We start from the raw sequence: 22,356 nt of genomic DNA on the forward strand, positions 1-22,356 counted from the left end.
TTTCGTCTATAAAACGTTTTGTAATTGGTTGATAAGAATCGATGCGGCGATCTCTTAAGAAAGGCCAGTGTTTACGGAAGAAATCAGATTCGTTCAAATCCAATTCAACCACTTCTGTTTCCTCTTTATCATGCGTTGCCAAATACAACAATTTTCCTTGCGCATTTGTCGCAAAAGAACCTCCCCAAAATTTCATCGCTCCATCTTGCTCAAAACCAACACGATTCACAGAAATAACTGGAACTCCATTCGCAACTGCATGTGAACGCTGAATTGTTTGCCAAGCATTATATTGATCTTGATTTGTTTCTTCGTCTTGCGTCGTATCCCAGCCAATCGCAGTAGGGTAAAATAAAATTTCCGCACCCATCAATGCTGTAATACGAGAAGCTTCTGGATACCACTGATCCCAACAAATTAACACACCAATTTTTCCAAATTTAGTATCAAAAACTTTGTAACCTAGATCGCCTGGTGTAAAATAGAATTTTTCATAAAACGCAGGATCATCTGGGATATGCATTTTACGATATTTCCCTAAATATTGTCCATCAACATCTAAAATAGCTGTTGTATTGTGGTATAAACCTTGCGCACGTTTCTCGAATAAAGAAGCAATAATTACAACTCCTAATTCTTTTGCTACAGCTGATAACGCATCTGTTGATGGTCCAGGAATAGATTCTGCTAAATCGAAATTGTCGTAATCTTCTACATCACAGAAATATAATGAGGTAAACAATTCTTGCAAACACACAATTTGAGCGCCTTTTGCAGCTGCTACTTTTACTTGTTCGATTGCTTTGTTTAAATTTTCTTGTTTGTTATTAGTACAAGTCATTTGTACCATTCCAACTTTAACTTTTGCCATTCTATAAATAGTCTAAAAATGAATAATAAGTACAAAAATAGCGAATTTAGTAGGATTTAATCTATTAGAGATAATATTTAAGAAAATTTTAACTAAAGTTTACCTAAATATTATAATTTTTAACAAGTCTTTATTAAATTGTAACTTCTAATTTTGTCGCGTAATAATTTAAAAAATGAAAAAATTAATTGCCCTTTCTTGTCTTTTTAGCGGAATATTTATTTCAGCTCAAAGTCAAGAAAGTTACATTTTAGCAGAAAACTCTGCTGCTTCATCCACTTCTATTTCAACAAAAAAAGTAACTTATGACGATCATTTAATGGCAGCAGAATCATTCAACGTCCCAATCGTGAAGAGTTTTGATGATATTGAAGGTTTAGTTGCTACAAAAAAATTAGTTGCTATTCCTGAGGAAGGAAATGGGTACACAATTGAAAAATTAACGCACAGTAAAGCTTTCTTAAATAACAGAGCTAAAACTGTTTTAGAACGAATTGCTTCAAAATTTTTGGACGAAAATAATGCTACAATTACTGTAACTTCACTTACTCGTTCAGAGGAAAGTCAAGCAAGTTTGAGACGAGTAAATAGCAATGCTGCAAAAGGTGAAAGTTCTCACAACTATGGAGCTTCTTTTGATTTGTCTTATACAAAATTCAATAATAAATATTCGTATAGCAAAACTCATCGTGATAATTTAGAAGCAATTTTAAAACAATTGCAAGATGATGGCAAAATTTACTATATCAAAGAATATAGACAACACTGTTTTCATGTAACGGTTCGTAATCCTGATCAATTTAAATCAACAACAATGTAATATATAAAAGTTCTTTTCTATTTTTGCAGAAGAGAATTGAATCATGAAACAATTTTTAACAACGTTTTTTATTTGCTCTTCTTTATTCGGTTACGCACAATCACGAGTTGTTATAGAACCTTCTAAAGAATATGTTCAGCATTTGAATGCCGCAAAATCTCATAAACTTGAGCTAATTGATGGTGATAAAAAGTTGAACAAGTACATTAATCAAGGTAAATTGGTTAAAATAAAACAGCGTGGTTATGGTTGGCGAGTTGGAGATTTAACGCATAGTCATTCATATCTTATTCCAAAAGGTCGAGATATTTTGACAAGTATTGCAAGTGATTTTGTAAAAGCAACAGGTCAAAATTTTTTCGTTGTTACATCAATGACACGAACGCTACATGATCAAAATCGTTTGAGAGGAATTAATAAAAATGCTTCTTCTAACGATAGTTCGCATAATTTTGGTGCTGCTTTTGATATTTCTTATGTTAGATTTAATCATAAAATTACACCTGATTCTAAACTAGAAAAAGAGTTAGAACAAGTACTAAAAAATTATGTCAGAACAGGCAAAATTTACTACGTAAAAGAATCTAAAATTAGATGTTTTCATATTATCGTTCGGAATTATTAAATTCTGAACGATTTTTTTTTGTTTGCAAATAATAACTATACAATAGCCCTATAAATACAAACAAACTACAAAAACCAAATAAGTTTGACATTCCAAATAAACTGATAACACCACCAATTAGAGGACCTGTAATTCCCAATGAAATATCAATAAACAATCCGTACGCAGCTAAAGCAGCTCCTTTACTATTATCCGAAACCAAAGCAACTGCCTCTACTCCCATCGCAGGAAAAACCAAAGAAAAACCAATTCCTGTAATGCCTGCACCTATAAGAGCGATAAAAGAATTTGGCGCACTAAAAAGAATTAACAAACCTATCGTTTCGACTATCATGCAAATAATTCCAACTTTTAATCCTCCTAATGTATTAATTGAACTATTAAAAAATAATCGTCCTACGATAAATAATAAGCTGAAAACACTTAAGCATAAAGCTGCATTCGACCAACTATAAAAGTCGTAGTAAAGTGTTATAAAATTGGAAATTCCTCCAAATCCAAGACCTGCAAGTGCTAAACAAATTCCAAAAGGAGCAACTGTTTTCAATACACTTATAAATGGTTGCGGAACTTTTGAAACTGCAGTTAATATATTTTCTTTATTTCTAGCTAAAAAATAACCTATAATCGCACAAACAATACTAAACAAACCAATAAAACCAAGCCCAAAATATTGATTTAAGATGACTCCCAATGGCGCTCCAATTGCCAATGCACCATAACTTGCAACACCATTATAAGAAATCGCTTTCGCTGTATGTTGTTGTCCAATTTTTAAAATTGCCCAGTTTATCGGACTTCCACCTACCATTCCTTCTGCTGCACCAGTAACCAATCTCGCAAATACAAGAATAGCTAATGACAGAAAATGATTGTTTCTTGTAAAGTAACAAAAGTATAATAAAACTCCAGCTAAAATAAACAAACTCATACTTAATAAAACGGCTGGTTTAGGACCTTTTGTATCTACAATTTTTCCCGCATAACCTCTCAATATAAAAGTTGTCACATATTGCAAACTAATTACAATACCCGCCACAAGCTCGGTAAAACCTAATGTTTTTGTAATAAAAATAGGTAAAATAGCCAATGGCAAGCCTATCAGTAAATAACCTATAAATGAAAAACTTACATAACCTATAATTTGCATGAAAATTTGTCGTGAACTCATGCTTAATTTCTCTTCCATAACATAATGCAATCGGTTGCAAATTTAGACTATTTAATAATGAAAGGCAATTATTCATCCATTATTAACTTTGAAAATATGTTATTCTTATTTACTTAAATTTAATCTTTACTTATTGTTGTGTTAATCCGAAACCTGCATAAAATATAGAATTTTAGCATCTACAAAACAAGAGATTCACACAATGAAAAAAATCGTATTATCGCTGGTATTATTTGGAAGTTTTTATACTTCTGTCAACGCTCAACAACTTGCTAAAGGAATTGTTTTTGAAGATAAAAATCAAAACAATAAATTCGATAAATCAGAAAAACGTTTATCGAATGTACAAGTTAGTAACGGAAAACAAGTTGTTTCGACAAATGATAAAGGAGAATATCAAATCGAGATTGATAACGAAACTATTTTGTTTGTCATTAAACCAACAAATTACAAAGTTCCAACAAACGAATTCAATCAGCCGCAATTCTACTACATCAACAAACCTAATGGTTCTCCAAAATTAGAATATGCAGGTTCTGCTCCGACTGGAAACACTCCAAAGAGTATTGATTTTGCTTTAATTCCTACAAAGGAAAACGAAAAATTTTCTGCTTTAATTTTTGGTGATCCTCAAGCTTATACAGAAGAAGAAATCGAATATTTCTCTAAAGGTGTAATTGACGATGTTAAAGGAATAAAAGGAATGGAATTCGGACTTTCTTTAGGAGATTTGGTTGGTGATGATTTGAATTTGCATCCATCTTATATAAAAGCTGTTTCGAAAGTTGGTTTGCCTTGGTACAATGTAATGGGAAATCACGATATGAATTATGATGCAAAAGAAGATCAATATTCGGATGAAACGTTCGAGAAAAATTTCGGTCCAAATAATTATTCTTATAATATCGGTAAAGCACATTTTATTGTTTTAGATGATATTTTATATCCTGATCCTCGTGATGGAAAAGGATACTGGGGAGGTTTCCGTCCTGATCAATTAGAATTCATTAAAAATGATTTAAAATTTGTTCCAAAAGATCATTTAATCGTTTTAGCATTTCATATTCCGTTGCGTGACACACGTCCAGAAGATAGAAATCAATTATTCGAATTGTTAAAAGATTACCCAAATACAATTTCAATGTCTGCTCATACACATTTCCAAGAACAGATTTTTTATGCAAATCAAGATGGTTGGCAACAACAAAAACCTCATCACGAGTACAATGTTGGAACAACTTCTGGTGATTGGTATTCGGGACCGAAAGATGCAAAAGGAGTTCCGGCCTCTACAATGCGCGATGGTACACCAAAAGGTTATGCCTTTTTGCATGTAGATGGTAATCAATATAAATTTGATTATAAAGTTGCAAATTCACCAAAAGAAAAACAAATCGACTTGTACCACACAAAAAAAGTAAAAGAAGGTAAACGCAATCGTGCTTTTTTATATGCTAATTTCTTTATGGGACATGAATCAAATAAAGTTGAATATCGCGTAAATAATGGTGAATGGAAAGGGATGAATTGGGATCCAACAGTTGATTACAATTATATGGAAACCATCATGAAAATTGATAATGCAGAAATTACAAATATTGGTAACAGACCTTCTGCTCCAGAAATTTCGAAACATATTTGGTCTGTTCGTTTACCGAATAAGTTAAAAGTTGGAACTTATCCAATTGAAGTTCGCGCAACCGATTTGTACGGAAACACTTTTACAGAAAAATCTTCTTTCGAAGTTATTAAATAACCGTTTTATACACATCTTGATGAGCCACTTCAAAAGAAGTGGCTTTTTTAAATAAAATATTTTACAATTTATTCATGTTAAATAAAAATCAATAAACCATTAATCGGATGTAAAAATAACATCAAGACCTCTATTTTAGTAATGTTTACTTAAAAATCTCTTAACCATGAGTTAAACAACTTCATAAACAGAAGTTCTAGTTTTGTTAAAATTTTTAACACATAAACATTTCATTTTTACAGTCATGAAGCAATTAAAATTACCACTACTTCTACTAGGTGGATTTTTAAGTTTACACGCCAATGCTAAAACTTATACCGAAACAGATTATCATCAATCGATTTCTCAAGATCAAAACCCAATCAAAGGTCAAATCGTTGATCAAAACGGATTAGGAGTTGCAGATGTAGAAATCATCATCAAGGGAACATCTTTTAAAACATTTACAGACGGAGATGGTTTTTTCGAATTTGTTTCAGTAAATGTTGCTCATCCAACATTATTGGTAAATTCGTCTCAACACAAATTTATTGAATACACACCGAAAGATATTTCTCAAGTAAAAATTACTTTACAAGAAGAATCTAACCAATTGAATGAGGTAATTGTAACTGCTTTGGGGATAAAGCGAGAAGAAAAACAATTGGGATATGCTCAACAAAAATTGGATAATGATGATTTTACAAATGCGAGATCTAATAATTGGGTAGATAATATGAAAGGAAAAGTAGCTGGTATGGAATTTACTTCTGCTAGTTCTGGTCCTATGAGTTCTACGAAAGTTGTTTTGAGAGGAAATAGATCGGTAGATTTAGGAGCAAATGGAGCTTTAATTGTTGTAGATGGAATTCCAATTAATTCGGATATGTCTTCTTCAGGCGAAGGAAATGGATATTTATCTAAAGATGCTCCTGTAGATTTTGGAAATGGTATGTCAGATATTAATCCTGATGATATAGAAAGCGTAACAGTACTTAAAGGAGCTGGAGCAACAGCCTTGTATGGTTCTCGAGCAGCAAACGGAGCTGTAATGATAACTACTAAATCAGGTAAAAAGAATCAAGGTTTAGGTATCACGTTTTCGTCAAATTTTGTAGTAGACGTTATACAACGCTGGCCTGAATGGCAAACTGAATATGGTTCTGGAACAGGAAAAGCCTTTAATGATGCGGGAGAATTATATTATTCTTACAAAGCCAGCGAAGACGGACCAGCAACACAAAGTAATTTAGGATTTGGTCCAAAATTTAATGGTCAATCTTATTTTCAATATGATCCTGAAACAGGATTAATGGGAACAGAAAAAGCTTTATGGCAAAATTATAATAATTCAAGAAAAGGATTCTGGAAGTCAGGAACAACTTTAACAAATAGTTTATCGCTTTCTGGTGGAAACGATAAAGGTTCTTTTAGAGCTTCCATCACTCATACAGACAATAAATGGATTATGCCTAATACAGGATTCGAGCGATTAGTTTTATCTACAAAAGGTGATTATAAAATTTCTGATCACATTAAAATTAACACTTCTATCAATTACTCTAATCGAAATAGTGACAACCTACCTTCTACTGGTTATAACAACCACACAATTTCATATTTTATGATTTTAACCAATGCAAATAATAATATCAATTGGTACAAAAAAATGTGGTTAGACGAAGGCAAAACTCAATTAAATAGTCCTTTTAGTTCCTATTTAGATAATCCTTATGCATTAGTATATGAAGTTTTGAATAGCATGAACAATAATACCTTAACTGGTAATCTAAGTGCTGAAATTGATTTTACTAAAAATTTAAAGTTAATGGTTCGTTCGGGAATTAATGCACAAGATGAATTTCGTGAATTTAAACGACCATATGATTTAGTAAAATTTGCAGAAGGATATTATGAAAGACAAAATATTACGAGTCATGAAATTAATACCGATTTTTTACTTTCCTATACAAGTGACAAAAAAAGAGATTTTACCTATGGTATATCTGTTGGAGGAAATAGAATGTCTACAAAATATAAGCGTATAGACGCTTCTGCTACTGGCTTATCTATTCCAGGCGTATATAAATTGACAAACGCAAAATACGGAATCATTACTACTACTGGGGATTACGAAAAGAAAGTAAATAGTATCTACGGATTAGCATCATTTGCATACAAAGATCGTATCTTTTTAGATTTAACTGCACGTAATGATTGGTCTTCTACTTTACCAGAAAAAAACAATTCTTACTTCTATCCTTCTGCAAACTTAAGTATGATTTTGAGTGATATTTTTCAAATACCAAAAGACATCATTCAATATGCTAAGTTAAGAGCTTCTTGGGCGCAAGTTGGTAATGACTCAAAGCCATATATTGTAAGTAAGTATTATGACAATAACGATTTTCAAGGTTCTGCACAAGTTGATAACTCTTTATTTAATGCTGATTTAAAACCAGAAACTACAAATTCATTTGAGATTGGTCTAGAAACTCAATTTCTCAAAAACAGAATTGGTTTTGATTTATCTTTTTATAATACTATTTCAAAGAATCAAATTATCAATGTTCCCTTAGATTATTCAACTGGATATTCTACAAAATGGATCAACGCAGGAAAAGTAAAAAATGAAGGTTTAGAGGTTATGGTTTATTTCAAACCAATTAAATCAAAATATATAGAATGGACTACTCGTTTCACATATTCAAAAAACAATAACGAAATCTTAGAGCTTGCTGCTGGAATTGAAGGTGGGGATCAACAAACAATTGCAACTTCTGGTACAGTATCAATCATTGGAAAAGTTGGGGGTTCTCTTGGCGATATGTATGGTTACGGATTTGTTCGAAATGAAGAAGGAAAAATTGTATACGATGCAAAAACAGGTTTACCTGTTCGTCCGAACGAAATACAATATATTGGAAATGCCTTTGCTGATTGGAAAGGTGGTTGGAGCAATACATTAAACATAAAAAATTGGACTCTTAACTTTACTATTGACGGATCTTTTGGTGGTACACTGTATTCACAAACTTATCACAAAACAATGGAACATGGTCATTTAAAAGATTCCTTACCAGGTCGAGAAGACGGTTATATTATTGGAGATGGAGTTGTATTAAATCCTGATGGCACATATTCTCAAAATACTACAAAAGTCAAAGTACCTGATTATTATTCAGAATATTACAGACGTGCTAACGTAGAAGCAAATAGCTTTGAAAATACTTATGTAAAACTAAGAGAAGTAAGTATTGGTTATAGTTTCCCGAAAAAATTAATCGAAAAACATAACCTAAAAGGCTTAACATTAAGCATTTTCGGACGTAATTTATACACATGGTCAAATTTTCCTATTTATGATCCCGAAACGGCTGCTTTAAATGGAAGTAGTATGGTACCTGGTGTAGAAATGGGACAATTACCATCTCCTGCAACTTATGGTTTCAATCTAAAAGTTAATTTATAATCTCACACAAAATGAAAAATTTAAAATACATCGCCCTTGGATTAATATTCGCCACTTCATTCTATAGTTGTACGCAAGATTTTGAAGAAACAAATACAGATCCTAATCGTTTAGAAACAATAAGTCCAGCAACTTTACTTAATCCTATCTTATATAGTTTAACAAATCACAATTCATATTCGGCTTGGCACAATCGTAGTGCACATTTAATGCAAGGAATTGTCCCATACCCTTCTAATGCTTCTGGTGGTTATCATCGATATGATGTAACAGATGATATTGGGACAACAATGTGGAATAATCATTATAAATGGTTAAAAAATTTAGACGAAATGGAACAGGCTTCTATCAAAGCTAATGACACAAACTATCAAGCAGTTGCATTAACTTTAAAAGCTTGGGCATATGCTAACTTAACAGACTGTTTTGGAGATATTCCTTTCTCAGAAGCTTCTAAAGCAGATAACGGAATCGAAAAACCTAAATTTGATCGCCAACAAGATATTTATAAAACCATTTTAGAATATCTAGATAAAGCAAATGAGTTATACGACACCAAAAAATCAATGATTTATACTGCTGATTTGTTATACAATAACGATGTTTCTAAATGGCAGAAATTAACTAATTCACTACATATACGTTTACTATTACGCATTAGCGATATTCAACCAACGCAATCTATTGCTAAAATTAATCGTATCTTAAATGATCCTTCAAAATATCCAGTCTTTGTAAATAGTACAGATAATGCAATCTTGATTAATACAGGAGTTACTCCTAATACAACACCTTGGCCACGAATTCAAGATTATGCAGCTGATAAAAAATTATCTACTTTTTTCATTGACAATCTTTTACAAATGAATGATCCTCGCATTGAAATTTGGGCCACAAAAGCAAAAGATTTAAAAGGAAATGATATTGGTTACAAAGGAATTCCAAGTGGTTATGCTTTCAATGATAGCTCTATCAAATACAATCCTTCTGCTCCTAATAATATCGTAGCTATTGCTCCAATGAAAAATATTGTGATGACTTATGGTGAATTACAATTAATTAAGGCAGAATTAGCTCAAAAGGGTTTAATTTCTGGTGATGCAAAAACTTTTTATGAAGAAGGTGTAAAAGCATCTATGGAAATCTGGGGAGTTACAATTCCTTCAAACTACTTTGAAAATGAATTCACAAAATACAATGGAACATTAGAACAAATCATTCTCCAAAAATACTTTACATTTTATTTTACTGACAATCAACAATGGATGGAATTTAGAAGAACTGGCTTTCCAAAACTTCCTTTAGAACCAAATTTATTCAACAATGGAAAAATGCCAATTCGTTATCCATATCCGCCAAATGTAAAAATGCAAAATAGAGAAAATTATCAAAATGCACTTCAACAAATGGGACCAGATAACATCAACACGCGTGTTTGGTGGGATGTAAATTAATTGCATACATTCCACATTTAATAGAAAACGACCTTGTAATTAAGGTCGTTTTCGTTTTATTTGTATCTTCACTAAAAATATCTTTATGCATGTCGAAGAGTTAAGAGAGTTTTGTTTAGGACTTCCATTGGTCGAAGAAAAATTTCCTTTTGATCAAACTACTTTGGTTTTTTATATCGCTGGAAAAATGTTTTGCTTTTGTGATATTGACGATTTTGATTCTGTAAATATCAAATGTGATCCAGATAACGCAATCGAATTACGTGCAACTTTCGAAGCTGTAATTCCTGGTTATCACATGAACAAAAAACATTGGAATACCGTTAAAATTCATCAAGATGTGAAAGACATTCAAATCAAAGAATGGATAAAAGATTCTTACAATTTAGTCATCTTAACTTTACCAAAATCCAAACGTCCTGAGTTACTTAAAGAATAATTTAAACTTAATTCTTAATATTTTTAGGTTATTTATATAGATATTATCATCTTTGTCTTTCAATGGGGTGCTAAAAAGCTGAGAATATACCCAAGAACAATTTTGTTCTATACCTGATCCAGATAATGCTGGCGGAGGAATTGATGTTAGCAATAACTTCTATCTCCTCATCAAAACAAATTATGATGAAGGAAATTATTTTACAAACAACTTGGCTCGAATGGCTGGGTGTCACTTTTTCTATTTTTCAAGTCGTATTGGCGAGATTCAACAATCCAAAAAATTATTTATTTGGAATTGCAGGAATTACATTATCGCTTTTCGTCATGTTTAATTCTAAGCTATATGCCGAATTCACACTCAATATTTATTATTTAGTAATGAGCATTTATGGCTGGTTGTATTGGAAATTTGGACAACAAAAACACGAAATTGAAATTACGAAAACCAACAAAAAAGAATGGGGAATTGTCACAGGAATTGTCTTAAGTAGTTTTACCATTTTTTATTTAGCACTCACACATTTCACCGATTCTGACGTTCCTATTTGGGATTCAGTTGTAAGCGCATTTGCTTGGGCAGGTATGTGGTTAATGGCAAAACGTAAACTCGAAAATTGGATTTTGTTGAATATTAGTAACATTATTTCAATTCCATTAATGATTCACAAAGATTTGTATCTATACGCTATTTTATCGTTGATTTTATTCTGCGTTGCGATTTCTGGATATTTTAATTGGAGAAAAATTTTGAATGAAAAAAATGCTTGATATTCCCAAACTTCGACAACAATTATTAAATAAAGAATCGTTTAATCAAGTAGTTCTCGATCATATTTACACTCAAAATTGGTTGAATATTTGGGTTCCTAAACAATACAATGGACTTGGTTTACATTTTTCCGAAGGATTAAAAGTTTTACAATCTGTTGCTAAAATTGACGGAAGTTTAGGTTGGTTTATAACGCTTTGTAGTGGTGCAAATTATTTTTCTCGAAATCTAAAACCTGATGTTGCTTCTAATTTATTCTCTTCACAAAAAACGTGTTTTGGAGGAAGCGGAATGCTTGGTGGAACTGCTGAAAAAGTTGGAGATAAATATATCATAAACGGTTTGTGGCATTATGCAACTGGCGCTCCTTATCTCACTCATTTTACATTAAATGCGAAAATAATCGAAGATGGAAAAGAGATTTTGGATGAAAATGGTGAACCAAAGTTTTTGTCATTTATTTTAAATCAATCTCAAGTTAAATTAATTTCTACCTGGAAATCAATGGGAATGGTTGCAACATCTTCTCATAGTTTTGAAGTAGAAAATGAAATCGTTCATCAAGATTATAGTTTTATTTATAATCAATTTTATAGTGATGATTTGGTCGAAAAAATACCTTTCCGAATATTTGCTGATTTAACTTTATTGGTAAATTATCTTGGAATGGCTGAACATTTTATCGAAAAAAGTTTAGAGATTATTAATTACCAAAAACAAACAGATTTTGAACATTTCGTTATTAAATCAACTTCGAAAACTATTGAGTTTGCTAAAACAATAGAAAACTTATTAGTAAATAATTCACCTATTTCAGAAGAAATCGAAACTGAAATTCATTCGTTTGGAATAAAAACTGTTGAAAAAAACACTCAATTTATCATTGAAATTTATCCACAACTTGGAATTAAAGCTTCAAAAATCAATGAAGAAATCAATCAAATTTTCAGAGATTATTTTACCGCAACTCAACACCGAAATTTTAGACAAAATATTCAGCTCAAATAGTCTATTTATCTATATTTGCAAAACTTTTGGCTGCGTAATTTAATGGATAGAATATCAGATTCCGGTTCTGACAGTAAGGGTTCGAATCCCTTCGTGGTCACTATTTTATTTTTTTTTGCAATTTTTTTTTCATAGTTTAGCATATCACTAATTATTAATTAACACGTTATTATGAGAAAAAAATTACTATCTCTTTTATCGATAGCAGCAGTAGCTGTATCTTTTGGTCAAACTTATACAACACAAAATAGTGGTATTCCATTACAATCTTTTGGAGCAAGAGAATACTCTATTGTAGATCCTAATACAGCATGGATTACTTATTTTGATGGAGCTGGTACTCAAACATATCCTAAATATGTAGGAGTAACAACTAATGGAGGATCAACTTGGAAAGCTAATTTAGTATCTAATTTACCTTCAAATGCTTTAATATCAGATGTTGGAGCTGTAAATGGCACAACAGCATTTATTGTAACAGCTCCTGCGTCAGGTTCTGGAGCTGCAAATGGTTTATGGAAAACAACAAATAGCGGAACATCATGGGCTAAAGTTTCAGGAGTATTTGGAACTAGTTCTTTCGGAAATATCATCCATTTCTTTGATGCAAATAATGGTTTGGTTATTGGAGATCCTATTAATGGTAAATACGAAATGTACAAAACTACAGATGGAGGAAATACTTGGAGTACGTTAGGTACTGCACCTTCAACTTTAGTTAGTACTGAATATGGATATGTAGCTGGTAGAGTATTTTTAGGAGAAGATTTATGGTTAACTTCAAATACTGGTAGAATTTTACATACAAATGATAGAGGTGCTACTTGGAAATCTTACTTGTCTCCTGTTGATGATTTTTCAGGTGAAGATTCAAGTGCTAGTATGTCTTTTTCTTCATCTAAATATGGATTATTAGTAGATAATACAGCTATATTGTGGTACACTGAAGATAGTGGAGCTAACTGGGATGTTATGTCATCAAATAGTTATTATGATGGAGATATTTCATATATCCCTGGATCTAATGGAATTTTCCTTTCAACAGGATTTAGCTCAACTTCAGAATTAGGTGTAGGATCTGCTTATTCTAAAGATAATGGTAAAACTTGGACTAAGATTGATGATGGTCAACAAAGATTATTTATTGGAGCTTACGATTGTAAATCTGTTTGGGTTGGTCATTACACTTCAGATACAAAAGGAACAGGTGGAGTTTTAAAATTAAATGATATTCCAGGCTGTTCATTAGCGACGACAGAACAAACAGCAACAAAAGTTGAATTAAAAGCTGTTGTAAATGGTGGTACACTTAATGTTATTTCAAACAAAGAAATAAAAAGCGTATTGGTTGGAGATTTAACAGGAAGAAAACTTTCAGAAGTACAATCTAAAGATGTTAATATTTCTGCATTAAAAGCTGGTGTATACTATGCTCGCGTAGCTTATGCTGATGGTGCTTATGGAACAGTGAAGTTTATTGTAAAATAATTTACATCCTATAAAATTTAGAAAGGACAAAACCAAGGTTTTGTCCTTTTCTATTTCTACATTTGCCAAAATTTTTCAGTTTTGGAAATCGAGATTTTATTCTATTTATGCATGGCGGCTTTTTGCGCTGGCTTCATCGACTCTATTGTTGGTGGTGGTGGATTAATACAAACGCCATTATCACTTGCTTTTTTACCCAATTTACCTGTTTCAACTGTTATTGGAACGATAAAAATTCCAGCATTTAGTGGAACAGCTTTAGCAACTTCACAATACCTTAAAAAAGTAAAAATAGATTGGAAACTTTTTGCAATTATGGCGATATGTGCATTTGTTTCCGCTTTTTTAGGATCGCAATTGTTAACGGTTATCAATAATGATTTTATGAAACCTGTTTTGCTAATCATTTTGATTGTTTTAGCCATTTATACCATTTTCAAGAAAGATTTTGGACAAGCTACCGAACGTAAAATCCCTTATCACATTGCGATTATTAATGGTTGTATTGTGAGTATTGCAGTTGGTTTTTACGATGGTTTTATTGGTCCTGCAACGGGAACTTTCTTTATTTTGGGATTCGTAACACTTCTTGGCATGGATTTTTTGAAAGCTAATACCAATGCTAAACTGATTAATTTAGCGACTAATTTTGGTTCGATTTGTTTATTTTTAATCAAAGGGCAAATTATCTGGAAAATAGCTTTACCAATGGCTGTTTGCAACGCTTTAGGAGGTTTTATTGGAGCAAAATTAGCCATCAACAAAGGGAATAAATTTATTCGATACATATTTATTTTGGTAATCCTACTCTCAATTTGTAGATTTGGTTATGAAGTAATTTTCAAGTAAATGAAAACCATTTTTTCAATCATTTTTGTTTCGATATTTATCACTGTTTTTGCTCAAAAGTTTGAGTTAAAAGATTCTGTTTTGATTGAAAATAAGACAATCAAATCAATTGATACAGATCTAAATAATTCGATTTATTTGATTTCAGATACAAGAATTGAAAAAATATTTCAGTCGAAAAAGAACAAAAGTATTGATCTCAAAAATATCATTACTTCGGTTGATGTCAATAATCCGCTTCGAGCTTATGTGTATTCAAATTTTAATCAACTCACTATTTTAGATGAAGATTTGAACCCTATTCAGGATATTGTAAATATTAAATCAAACGATTTTATGCCTGCTGCGTTAAAAGTTGTTGACACGCAATTTTGTTGGTTTTATGATTTAATCGGGAATAAAATTGTTTACTATAATTATCAGTTGCAAAAACCAATTCTGACATCAAAACAAATCTATTTGAAACATAATGATCAATCAATCGATAAAATACATGTATACAAAAATTTGGTGTATTTAAAAGGTCAAAAAACGATTTATATTTACGATGATTATGGAAATTTCAAATCTAATTTTGAATTTGACACCAATCATCAACCTTTTTATTTTTATAAAGATGTTATTTTCTATATAAATGACAATAAGCTAATATCAAAAAATATTATCAATCAAAATTTGACAACTTTTATTGATTTAGAAAATGTAAAAAGTTTTGCACTTAACGAAAAAAATCTTTATACTTTAGTCGAAAATAAGATTTATTCTTATACAATTTTAAATACAAATAATTAAGAACAAACTATTTAATCAATTAAAATTAATTACTAATTTTTATTTATTTTTAATTTATAATTGAATAAAAAATCATAAATCAATCGGAATAATTTTTTTCTAAAAAAAGATTTTTCTATGAGTCGCTTGCTTAGATTTTGTTTTGAAAATTAAGCTTTAGTATATTTGCAAACGTTAAAATAATTGGAAAATGCATATCGCCATAGCCGGAAATATTGGAGCAGGTAAAACTACTCTAACAAACCTTTTAGCAAAACAATACAACTGGACAGCTCAGTTTGAAGATGTAGAAATGAATCCGTATTTGGATGATTTTTACAACGACATGGAAAAATGGGCGTTCAATCTTCAGATTTATTTCTTAGGAAGCCGTTTTAATCAAGTAAAAGAGATTAGAGAAAGCGGAAAAGACATTATTCAGGATCGTACAATTTACGAAGATGCGCATATTTTTGCGAGTAACTTAAACGATATGGGATTATTGTCTACAAGAGATTACAACAACTATTTGCGTGTTTTTAATTTGATGACAAGTTTTGTAGAAGCACCAGATTTATTGATTTATCTTAAAGCTTCAATTCCTACATTGGTTTCGCAAATTCAGAAACGCGGTCGCGATTACGAAAATTCAATTAGTATTGATTATTTGAATCGTCTAAACGAGAAATATGACAAGTGGATTTCGAATTATAAAGAAGGAAAAGTGTTGGTAATCGACGTGGATAATTTAGATTTTGTTGAAAATAAAGAAGATTTAGGATTCATTTTCAATAAAATAGAAGGAGAAATTAACGGACTTTTTTAGTCAGAAAAAATAAAGTAACTTGCACGGCTTGATTTTAAATTTAATCAGGCCGTTTTTTTGCGTAAAAAATTATGGAAAATAAAAGTATTTTGAAGGGAGTTTTGTTCGTTGCAATGGGCGCTAGCTTCTACGGAATGTTAGCAACATTTGTAAAAATTGCATACGATCAAGGCTATACGACTGCCGAGGTAACAACTTCTCAGTTTGTATTAGGAATTTTGATTTTGGGAATCATCAACTTATTTATGATGAGTAAAAAAGATTTACCAAAGATTGAACAAAAAGATAAAAAAAGGTTGATTCTTGCTGGAACTTCGTTAGGTTTCACAAGTTTATTTTACTATCTAGCGGTACAATATATCAATGTGTCAATCGCAATTGTATTGTTGATGCAAACGGTTTGGATTAGTATTTTGGTTGAGAGTATTTTGGGAAAACAATTTCCTTCTGCCAAAAAATTAATTGCAATGGTTTTGGTATTATTTGGAACTGTTTTGGCAACAAATTTAATCAACCAAGAAGTCGAGTTAAATCCTAAAGGATTGTTTTGGGGATTTTTAGCAGCTTGTTCTTTTACGGCTACCATGTTTACATCGAATAGTTTAGCCAATTATTTACCAGCTTATAAAAAAAGTTTGTGGATGCTTTTTGGAGGTTCTATTATTGTGTCTCTATTTTTGTTTTTTAGCCAAATCGGACCTTATTACTTTGATGGTTTAATGAGCTTTTACAACAACTTTTCAAATGATGTAAATGGAATTCATGCATTCAATTTTAGCATTTTTTATACTTGGGGATTACCGTTGGCAATTTTCGGAACTGTCTTACCTCCTATTCTTTTAAACAAAGGTTTTCCGCACACAGGATTAGGTTTGGGAAGTATTGTTTCTTCGTTAGAATTACCCGTTTCAGTAACCATGGCTTTTGTGCTTTTACATGAACAAGTACTCGCAATACAATGGACAGGAATCGCCGTTATTATTTTTGCTATTATTATATCAAATCTGAATTTTAAGAAAAAATAAATTCAAAATGACGAATTCTTATAAGTCAATGAAAATTCAATAACAAAAAAAGCCAACTCTTAATAAGTTGGCTTTGTATTTTGAGTAAAATCTGAATTATTTCACCAAAATTTTATTCGCTAATTGATTTGTTCCATCAATTTTTTCTTGAATTTGTAAACCTAATATCTTCGCAAGCATTGGATAGATTTCTGTATTTGGAAAAACTTTAATCTCTTTACCAGACTTAATATTTGGTCCCCAAGCCATAAAAGTCGCTTTCATTTCTGGCGTTTCTTTTACATAAAAACCATGCGAACCTTTCGGCGCATTCTTGTTTGAAAAATAGTTTGGCGAATGTGCAATCAAAATAATATCTCCAATTCGATTGTATCGATCATTCTTTTTATCAAAATGATATTTCGACGGAACATTTGTTGTTTTATAAACTTCGAATGTATTATTCTGAACCGCTTTTATTTCTTTGTAAATTGACTCGATATCATTTTTATCTTTTACAAAAAGACTTACATAAGAACCATTCGAAGCAACTTGTACTTTTGATTCATCAATTTTAATTGGCAATTTCAACGGATTTTCATCATCAATTCTTGTCATTCCGTGATCAGAAACAAACACAAAATTCACTTTCAAACCTGTTTTTGCAACCTCATCGTTTAATTTCTTGATTGATTGATCTACAAACTGTACAGCTTCCTTTGTTTCAGGCGCATCAGGTCCAAAAGAATGTCCTGCGTGATCTACTTCCGGAAAATAAAACGTAATCAAATGTGGACGTTTTTCAGCTGGTAATTCTAACCAATTAACCACTTGCTGAATACGATAATCAATTGGTGATTTCTCCGAATACTTGTACGAATACGTTGGAAACATACCATTAATAGGCGCTTCCGAACCTGGCCAATAGTAACAAGCAGCTAACATTTTGTTCTGCTCTGCAAGATTCCAAATTGGCGTTCCTCCGTACCATTTCGGATTGATAACTGCATTCCTATTTCCCAATGAATAACGATCACCAACTTCTCTATCTAACATATTATTACCTACCAAACCATGATGAATAGGTGTTAAACCTGTTACGATTGTGTAGTGATTTGGAAACGTAACCGATGGAAAAGAGGGATACATAGCATCGGCTTTCACTCCATTTTTAGCCAAAGCTAATAGATTTTTAGCTTCATGTTTTTGAGCATAATCATAACGAAAACCATCTGCCGAAATCAAGATAACATAAGGTTTATCTTGTTGTTTAGCATCATTCACACGATTTTCGATTACGATTTGTTCTTCGATTTCTTGTGCATTTGCTGTAATTGAGAACGTTAAAACAATTGCAGAAAATATACTAAGTATTGATTTTTTCATGCCTCAAATTTAGAAAGTTTTATACTTAGAATGAATTAAAAAAATGTCAAATCTTCATGAAAAATCATAAAAAAACTGATTTATAAATAAACCAGTTTCATAATATGTTAAGCAAAACTTATCAAATCTTCGTAGGCTTTTTTAGCACCTTCAAAAACTTGTTGTTGCTCTTCTTCTGTTGTAAATTCTTGATTGATATAACCAATAAAAGTTTTCCAGATTTGACCAAGGTTTTCACCATAATGTCCAAAATAATTGAAACTTTTATTCTCTAAAAATGGATATTTTTTCAGTGTTTTTGCAATAACATTTCCACCAAGCATAGAACCTTCTATCACATACAAAGCTCCAATTGCTTCGGCTCTATTTTGTAATTCAAATTGTTTTGGCACATTCAATTCTTCTAAGCCCAACTCATTGATATCTTGTTCAATCAAAGATAATTTATTCAATTTTGTTAAGGCTAAATTTTTTAAATCATTGTCATTCAAAAGTTGTTTAATAGAATCTTCGTACGATTTTAGAAAAATATGATTAACCTGCAACATTTTATAATAATTTTTATCTGTAAATGTGCTGTTGAACAACTTATTCGACTCTAATTTATCTTCAATTTCTTTGTGATAAATTGCTGTTTTTTCTTTTAAATAATCAGATAGCATTAGTTAGTTTTTTTTAAATGTTAATATAAAAGTAGTTCCATCACCAACTTTACTCTCAAAAGATATACCACCATTCATTCTGTCCATCATTCTGTGTGCAATCGAAAGTCCAACTCCGTTTCCAGAAATGTTTCCAGTGTTAGACATTCTGCTAAATAACTTGAACATTTTATTATAATCTTCTTCTTTTATTCCAATTCCGTTATCTTTTATTTTGAAAATGACTTCTTTATTATTGATTTCAGATGATATTTCAATCTTTGGATGTTTTGCTTGAGAAGAATATTTTATTGCATTACCAATAATATTCAGAAAAACCTCATAAAACATCGTTTTATCCCCCAAAACATTATGTATTTCTTCTACAACAACTTCAGTATTGTTAATTTTATAATACAACAAAACATCATGTATAATCTTTTCTATGATTGGTTTTGTTTCGATTGTAGACAATACAATTTCTGATTTTTTAGCTTTACTCAACGCCAAAAGATCCTGCATCATTTGTGTCATTCGATCAATTTCTTCAATAACACTTTTTAATCTATCATTTTTAATTTCATCATCTTTTAAACTTCTTTGAAGCATCTGACAATTCAATTTCATCACCGATAATGGTGTACGTAAATCATGAGAAACTGTATAGGTAAACGAGTCTAATTCGTCATTTATTTCTTTTAATTGTTCATATAAACTATGAATTTTGAAAGACTGTAAATGAAGTGTTTCTATAATTAACTTAATCACTTCTTTCGCAACATATTTCTCCTTATCTAACCAAATAAACGATTTATTCTTAATATTCTCTTGCCAAATCTTGAAAGAAGTTCGAGGAGAAAAACTATGTATTTCATCGCCATTTATAACATCTACATTTTTAATTTTACTTGGTTCTCCAGCCCAATTTAAGGTTTGAATTTGTTCTTTTTTGAACCAAATAATAAAATGTTCGTAAGTTTGATTTAGAAAACAAAACATTACACCAGCCGAACTTGGACTAAGCCTAAGCTCTTGTCCATAATCTAGATAAAAAGTATTCGAGGTAAATAAACGTGCTGAGTTTCTTTTAAATGCCCATTCTTTTATTCTCAAAATTTCTTCTTTATCTGGCGTTTCGCCTTCTACAAAAACATCGTCAAAATTAACCAATGCAATTCCATCTGCCTTTGTAAGATTAAGAACCTCTTTTAGATTATTGTTCATTGATTGTTGAAGATTTTCTTCTGTTAAAAGATTCTCTTTCAGTTTAATCGCTGTTTCGTTAAAATGATTTTGGAACTTTAATCGTTCAGTTGATTTAAAATTCACATAAGTCAACCTTGCTTGACGCGTCAATAATTCGGTTTGCAAACGAACTTGATTTGGAATAAATTTTGGCTTGGAATTCTGACATGCTACAATTCCCCACAATTTTTCGTTAATTACAATAGAAATAGAGAAACTTGCTTCACAATTAGCATTGCGTAAATACTGTAGATGTATCGGAGAAAGTGCTCTAACAGAAGAGTACATCAAGTTTATTTTTTGATAATTCTCATTACCAATTAAAATGATTCTTTTGCTGTCAACATCTGCAACCAAACGGCTTTTTTTCTCTAAATACAGTTGACGTGCTTGTTTAGGAATATCAAATTCGGGAAAACGCAAACCCATATAAGAATCTAATCCCTTATCAATTTCTTCCGCTATAACAACTCCACTACCATCTTCCAAAAATTTATACAACATTACTCTCTCGTAATGAATCAAACTCTTGATAGACGAAATTAACAAATCCCAAGTTGAGCTTATAGACTTAGAGTACAGGATTTGTTCAGAAAAATTATAATAAGCTAATCTGTTTTCTAAAATAATTAATTCTTCTAACTCTAAATAAATCAATTCATCAAAATGATAAACTGTTAAATGGTAGGTTTTTGAATTAACTTTTGTGTTAGTTCGGTAAAATTCACCTTGTTCTAAATTCAAAATCTCATCAAAATCAAGCTCAAAATCATGAAGTTGATTAATATGTTGGCTTAATATCTTTTCGGTAGAAATTTCAAATAATTCATCAATATTTTGAGAAAAAAATTCAATTTGATGCGAATTTTTATGAATTCCTATCAAATATCCAAAAGGTTGAATTTCGTTGAGAAACTGAATTTCTTCGTCTTCACAATTTTTGATGATTTGGTTGATCATATAAATGGTTTAGGAGTGTAATTATGAATCTAAGGTAAATTTATTTTTTAATCTTCTTGTCTTTTAATTTTCAGAATATAGTTTTCCAACTCTAATTCGTCAGTTTCCACTAATTCAAAATCATTAAAATGAGTTAAACTTTTCTCAAAAAATGTTGTAACTTTTTCTTTTTCTAACGATGGATGAACCTTGATTCCGTTAAATTTTATATTCTTCATATAAACATAAAAATCGTAATCGAAATCGGTTTCTCCTAAATAAGTATTGGCTATCTTTCCTTTCCATTTGATATCAAAAACACCAAATTCTTCTGTATCTAAAAACGTAATTTCGTGCTGTGCAACCGTGTCATTACCTAACATTGAAATACCAAAAGCAAGATTTTCTGACTCGTCAAGATTTACTGGAAGAGGATCAATTTCGAATGTTTTTTTATTGAGTTGATTAAAATCTAATTGCGCATCATTTTCGATCTTTATCCCTTTGTTGTTCCAATATGTACTCGAGATGATAGCATGATCATAATTAATCCAAAGTTGCTTTTCGGCATTCTCTTCAGAAATGTCATCTATCTCATCCAAATCATCTTTATATTCTTCTTCTTCGTCATAATTATCTGACTCTAAATGAAGGTCCATCCAAAGGTCAAAATTTTCATCAAGGCGAGCACTCCAAACAAAATCTATTACTTTGTGTCCGTTTGTAAATGGGCTATTCGAAAAATATATTTTGTTATTATCCTTACTCATAAATTGGGTTTTGACTTATGTTTTTGAATTTACAACGATTATTCTACTCTACAAAATTTAAAAAAATAATT

General features: G+C 30.9%; 18 protein-coding genes, 1 tRNA gene, 1 pseudogene and 1 riboswitch. Of the genes and pseudogenes, 14 read left to right on the forward strand and 6 right to left on the reverse strand.

Going from position 1 to position 22,356, the window contains the following annotated elements; all coding sequences use genetic code 11:
* Window position 1: 1 nt before the first annotated feature.
* A pseudogene (locus N5D90_RS06715) lies at window positions 2-871 on the reverse strand (carbon-nitrogen hydrolase); the annotation flags it as partial.
* 175 nt (window positions 872-1,046) lie between these two features.
* Here N5D90_RS06715 and N5D90_RS06720 point away from each other — a divergent pair.
* Window positions 1,047-1,691, forward strand: coding sequence for a DUF5715 family protein (locus N5D90_RS06720; protein ID WP_280061988.1), 645 nt, complete (start codon window positions 1,047-1,049; stop codon window positions 1,689-1,691).
* A gap of 43 nt (window positions 1,692-1,734) precedes the next feature.
* The gene (locus N5D90_RS06725) at window positions 1,735-2,316 is read left to right on the forward strand and encodes a DUF5715 family protein (RefSeq protein ID WP_280061989.1); all 582 of its coding nucleotides are present in this window, start codon (window positions 1,735-1,737) and stop codon (window positions 2,314-2,316) included.
* Here N5D90_RS06725 and N5D90_RS06730 read toward each other — a convergent pair.
* Window positions 2,297-3,505 carry an MFS transporter gene (locus N5D90_RS06730; RefSeq protein WP_347881108.1) on the reverse strand — a complete coding sequence of 403 codons (1,209 nt, stop codon included), beginning with the start codon at window positions 3,503-3,505 and terminating at the stop codon, window positions 2,297-2,299. The genes N5D90_RS06725 and N5D90_RS06730 overlap by 20 nt on opposite strands.
* Before the next feature lie 184 nt (window positions 3,506-3,689).
* On the opposite strand from N5D90_RS06730, the gene N5D90_RS06735 reads away from it, so the two are divergent.
* From N5D90_RS06735 to N5D90_RS06790, 12 genes are all read left to right on the forward strand, one after another.
* A complete protein-coding gene (locus tag N5D90_RS06735; protein WP_280061991.1) occupies window positions 3,690-5,243 on the forward strand; it encodes a calcineurin-like phosphoesterase C-terminal domain-containing protein in 1,554 nt (517 codons plus the stop codon).
* 244 nt (window positions 5,244-5,487) lie between these two features.
* Window positions 5,488-8,694, forward strand: a complete 3,207-nt coding sequence (locus tag N5D90_RS06740; RefSeq protein ID WP_280061992.1) for a SusC/RagA family TonB-linked outer membrane protein — start codon at window positions 5,488-5,490, stop codon at window positions 8,692-8,694.
* Window positions 8,695-8,705: 11 nt separating this feature from the next.
* Window positions 8,706-10,148 (forward strand): SusD/RagB family nutrient-binding outer membrane lipoprotein, encoded by a 1,443-nt coding sequence (locus tag N5D90_RS06745; RefSeq protein ID WP_280061993.1) that lies wholly within the window; start codon window positions 8,706-8,708, stop codon window positions 10,146-10,148.
* A gap of 85 nt (window positions 10,149-10,233) precedes the next feature.
* Complete coding sequence (locus N5D90_RS06750) at window positions 10,234-10,587, forward strand: MmcQ/YjbR family DNA-binding protein (RefSeq protein WP_280061994.1); 354 nt, start codon at window positions 10,234-10,236, stop codon at window positions 10,585-10,587.
* 53 nt (window positions 10,588-10,640) lie between these two features.
* Window positions 10,641-10,744, forward strand: a riboswitch (TPP riboswitch).
* 25 nt (window positions 10,745-10,769) lie between these two features.
* On the forward strand, window positions 10,770-11,357 hold the full coding sequence (gene pnuC, locus N5D90_RS06755; RefSeq protein ID WP_038333751.1) for a nicotinamide riboside transporter PnuC: 588 nt from the start codon (window positions 10,770-10,772) through the stop codon (window positions 11,355-11,357).
* The gene (locus tag N5D90_RS06760; RefSeq protein WP_280061995.1) at window positions 11,341-12,366 is read left to right on the forward strand and encodes a hypothetical protein; all 1,026 of its coding nucleotides are present in this window, start codon (window positions 11,341-11,343) and stop codon (window positions 12,364-12,366) included. The genes pnuC and N5D90_RS06760 overlap by 17 nt, the downstream gene beginning before the upstream one ends.
* 28 nt (window positions 12,367-12,394) lie before the next feature.
* A tRNA-Arg gene (locus N5D90_RS06765) sits at window positions 12,395-12,466 on the forward strand.
* Window positions 12,467-12,537: 71 nt separating this feature from the next.
* Window positions 12,538-13,854 (forward strand): YCF48-related protein, encoded by a 1,317-nt coding sequence (locus N5D90_RS06770; RefSeq protein WP_280061996.1) that lies wholly within the window; start codon window positions 12,538-12,540, stop codon window positions 13,852-13,854.
* A gap of 81 nt (window positions 13,855-13,935) precedes the next feature.
* Window positions 13,936-14,703 carry a TSUP family transporter gene (locus N5D90_RS06775; RefSeq protein WP_280061997.1) on the forward strand — a complete coding sequence of 256 codons (768 nt, stop codon included), beginning with the start codon at window positions 13,936-13,938 and terminating at the stop codon, window positions 14,701-14,703.
* A complete protein-coding gene (locus N5D90_RS06780; RefSeq protein ID WP_280061998.1) occupies window positions 14,704-15,495 on the forward strand; it encodes a hypothetical protein in 792 nt (263 codons plus the stop codon). It begins immediately after the preceding gene.
* A 190-nt stretch (window positions 15,496-15,685) separates the two neighbouring features.
* Window positions 15,686-16,300, forward strand: a complete 615-nt coding sequence (locus N5D90_RS06785) for a deoxynucleoside kinase (protein ID WP_038333632.1) — start codon at window positions 15,686-15,688, stop codon at window positions 16,298-16,300.
* A gap of 71 nt (window positions 16,301-16,371) precedes the next feature.
* On the forward strand, window positions 16,372-17,325 hold the full coding sequence (locus N5D90_RS06790; RefSeq protein ID WP_125350139.1) for a DMT family transporter: 954 nt from the start codon (window positions 16,372-16,374) through the stop codon (window positions 17,323-17,325).
* A gap of 96 nt (window positions 17,326-17,421) precedes the next feature.
* On the opposite strand, the gene N5D90_RS06795 is transcribed toward N5D90_RS06790, so the two are convergent.
* The 4 genes from N5D90_RS06795 to N5D90_RS06810 form a co-directional block, all read right to left on the reverse strand.
* A complete protein-coding gene (locus N5D90_RS06795; RefSeq protein ID WP_114999902.1) occupies window positions 17,422-18,690 on the reverse strand; it encodes an ectonucleotide pyrophosphatase/phosphodiesterase in 1,269 nt (422 codons plus the stop codon).
* Window positions 18,691-18,797: 107 nt separating this feature from the next.
* Entirely contained in the window at window positions 18,798-19,352 is a 555-nt protein-coding gene (locus tag N5D90_RS06800; protein WP_280061999.1) for a biliverdin-producing heme oxygenase, read from the reverse strand.
* A gap of 3 nt (window positions 19,353-19,355) precedes the next feature.
* Entirely contained in the window at window positions 19,356-21,536 is a 2,181-nt protein-coding gene (locus tag N5D90_RS06805) for an ATP-binding protein (protein WP_280062000.1), read from the reverse strand.
* A 47-nt stretch (window positions 21,537-21,583) separates the two neighbouring features.
* Entirely contained in the window at window positions 21,584-22,285 is a 702-nt protein-coding gene (locus tag N5D90_RS06810; RefSeq protein ID WP_280062001.1) for a hypothetical protein, read from the reverse strand.
* Between the last annotated feature and the right edge of the window lie 71 nt (window positions 22,286-22,356).

Source organism: Empedobacter sp. GD03797 (genome assembly GCF_029842105.1).
Lineage (GTDB): Bacteria > Bacteroidota > Bacteroidia > Flavobacteriales > Weeksellaceae > Empedobacter > Empedobacter falsenii_C.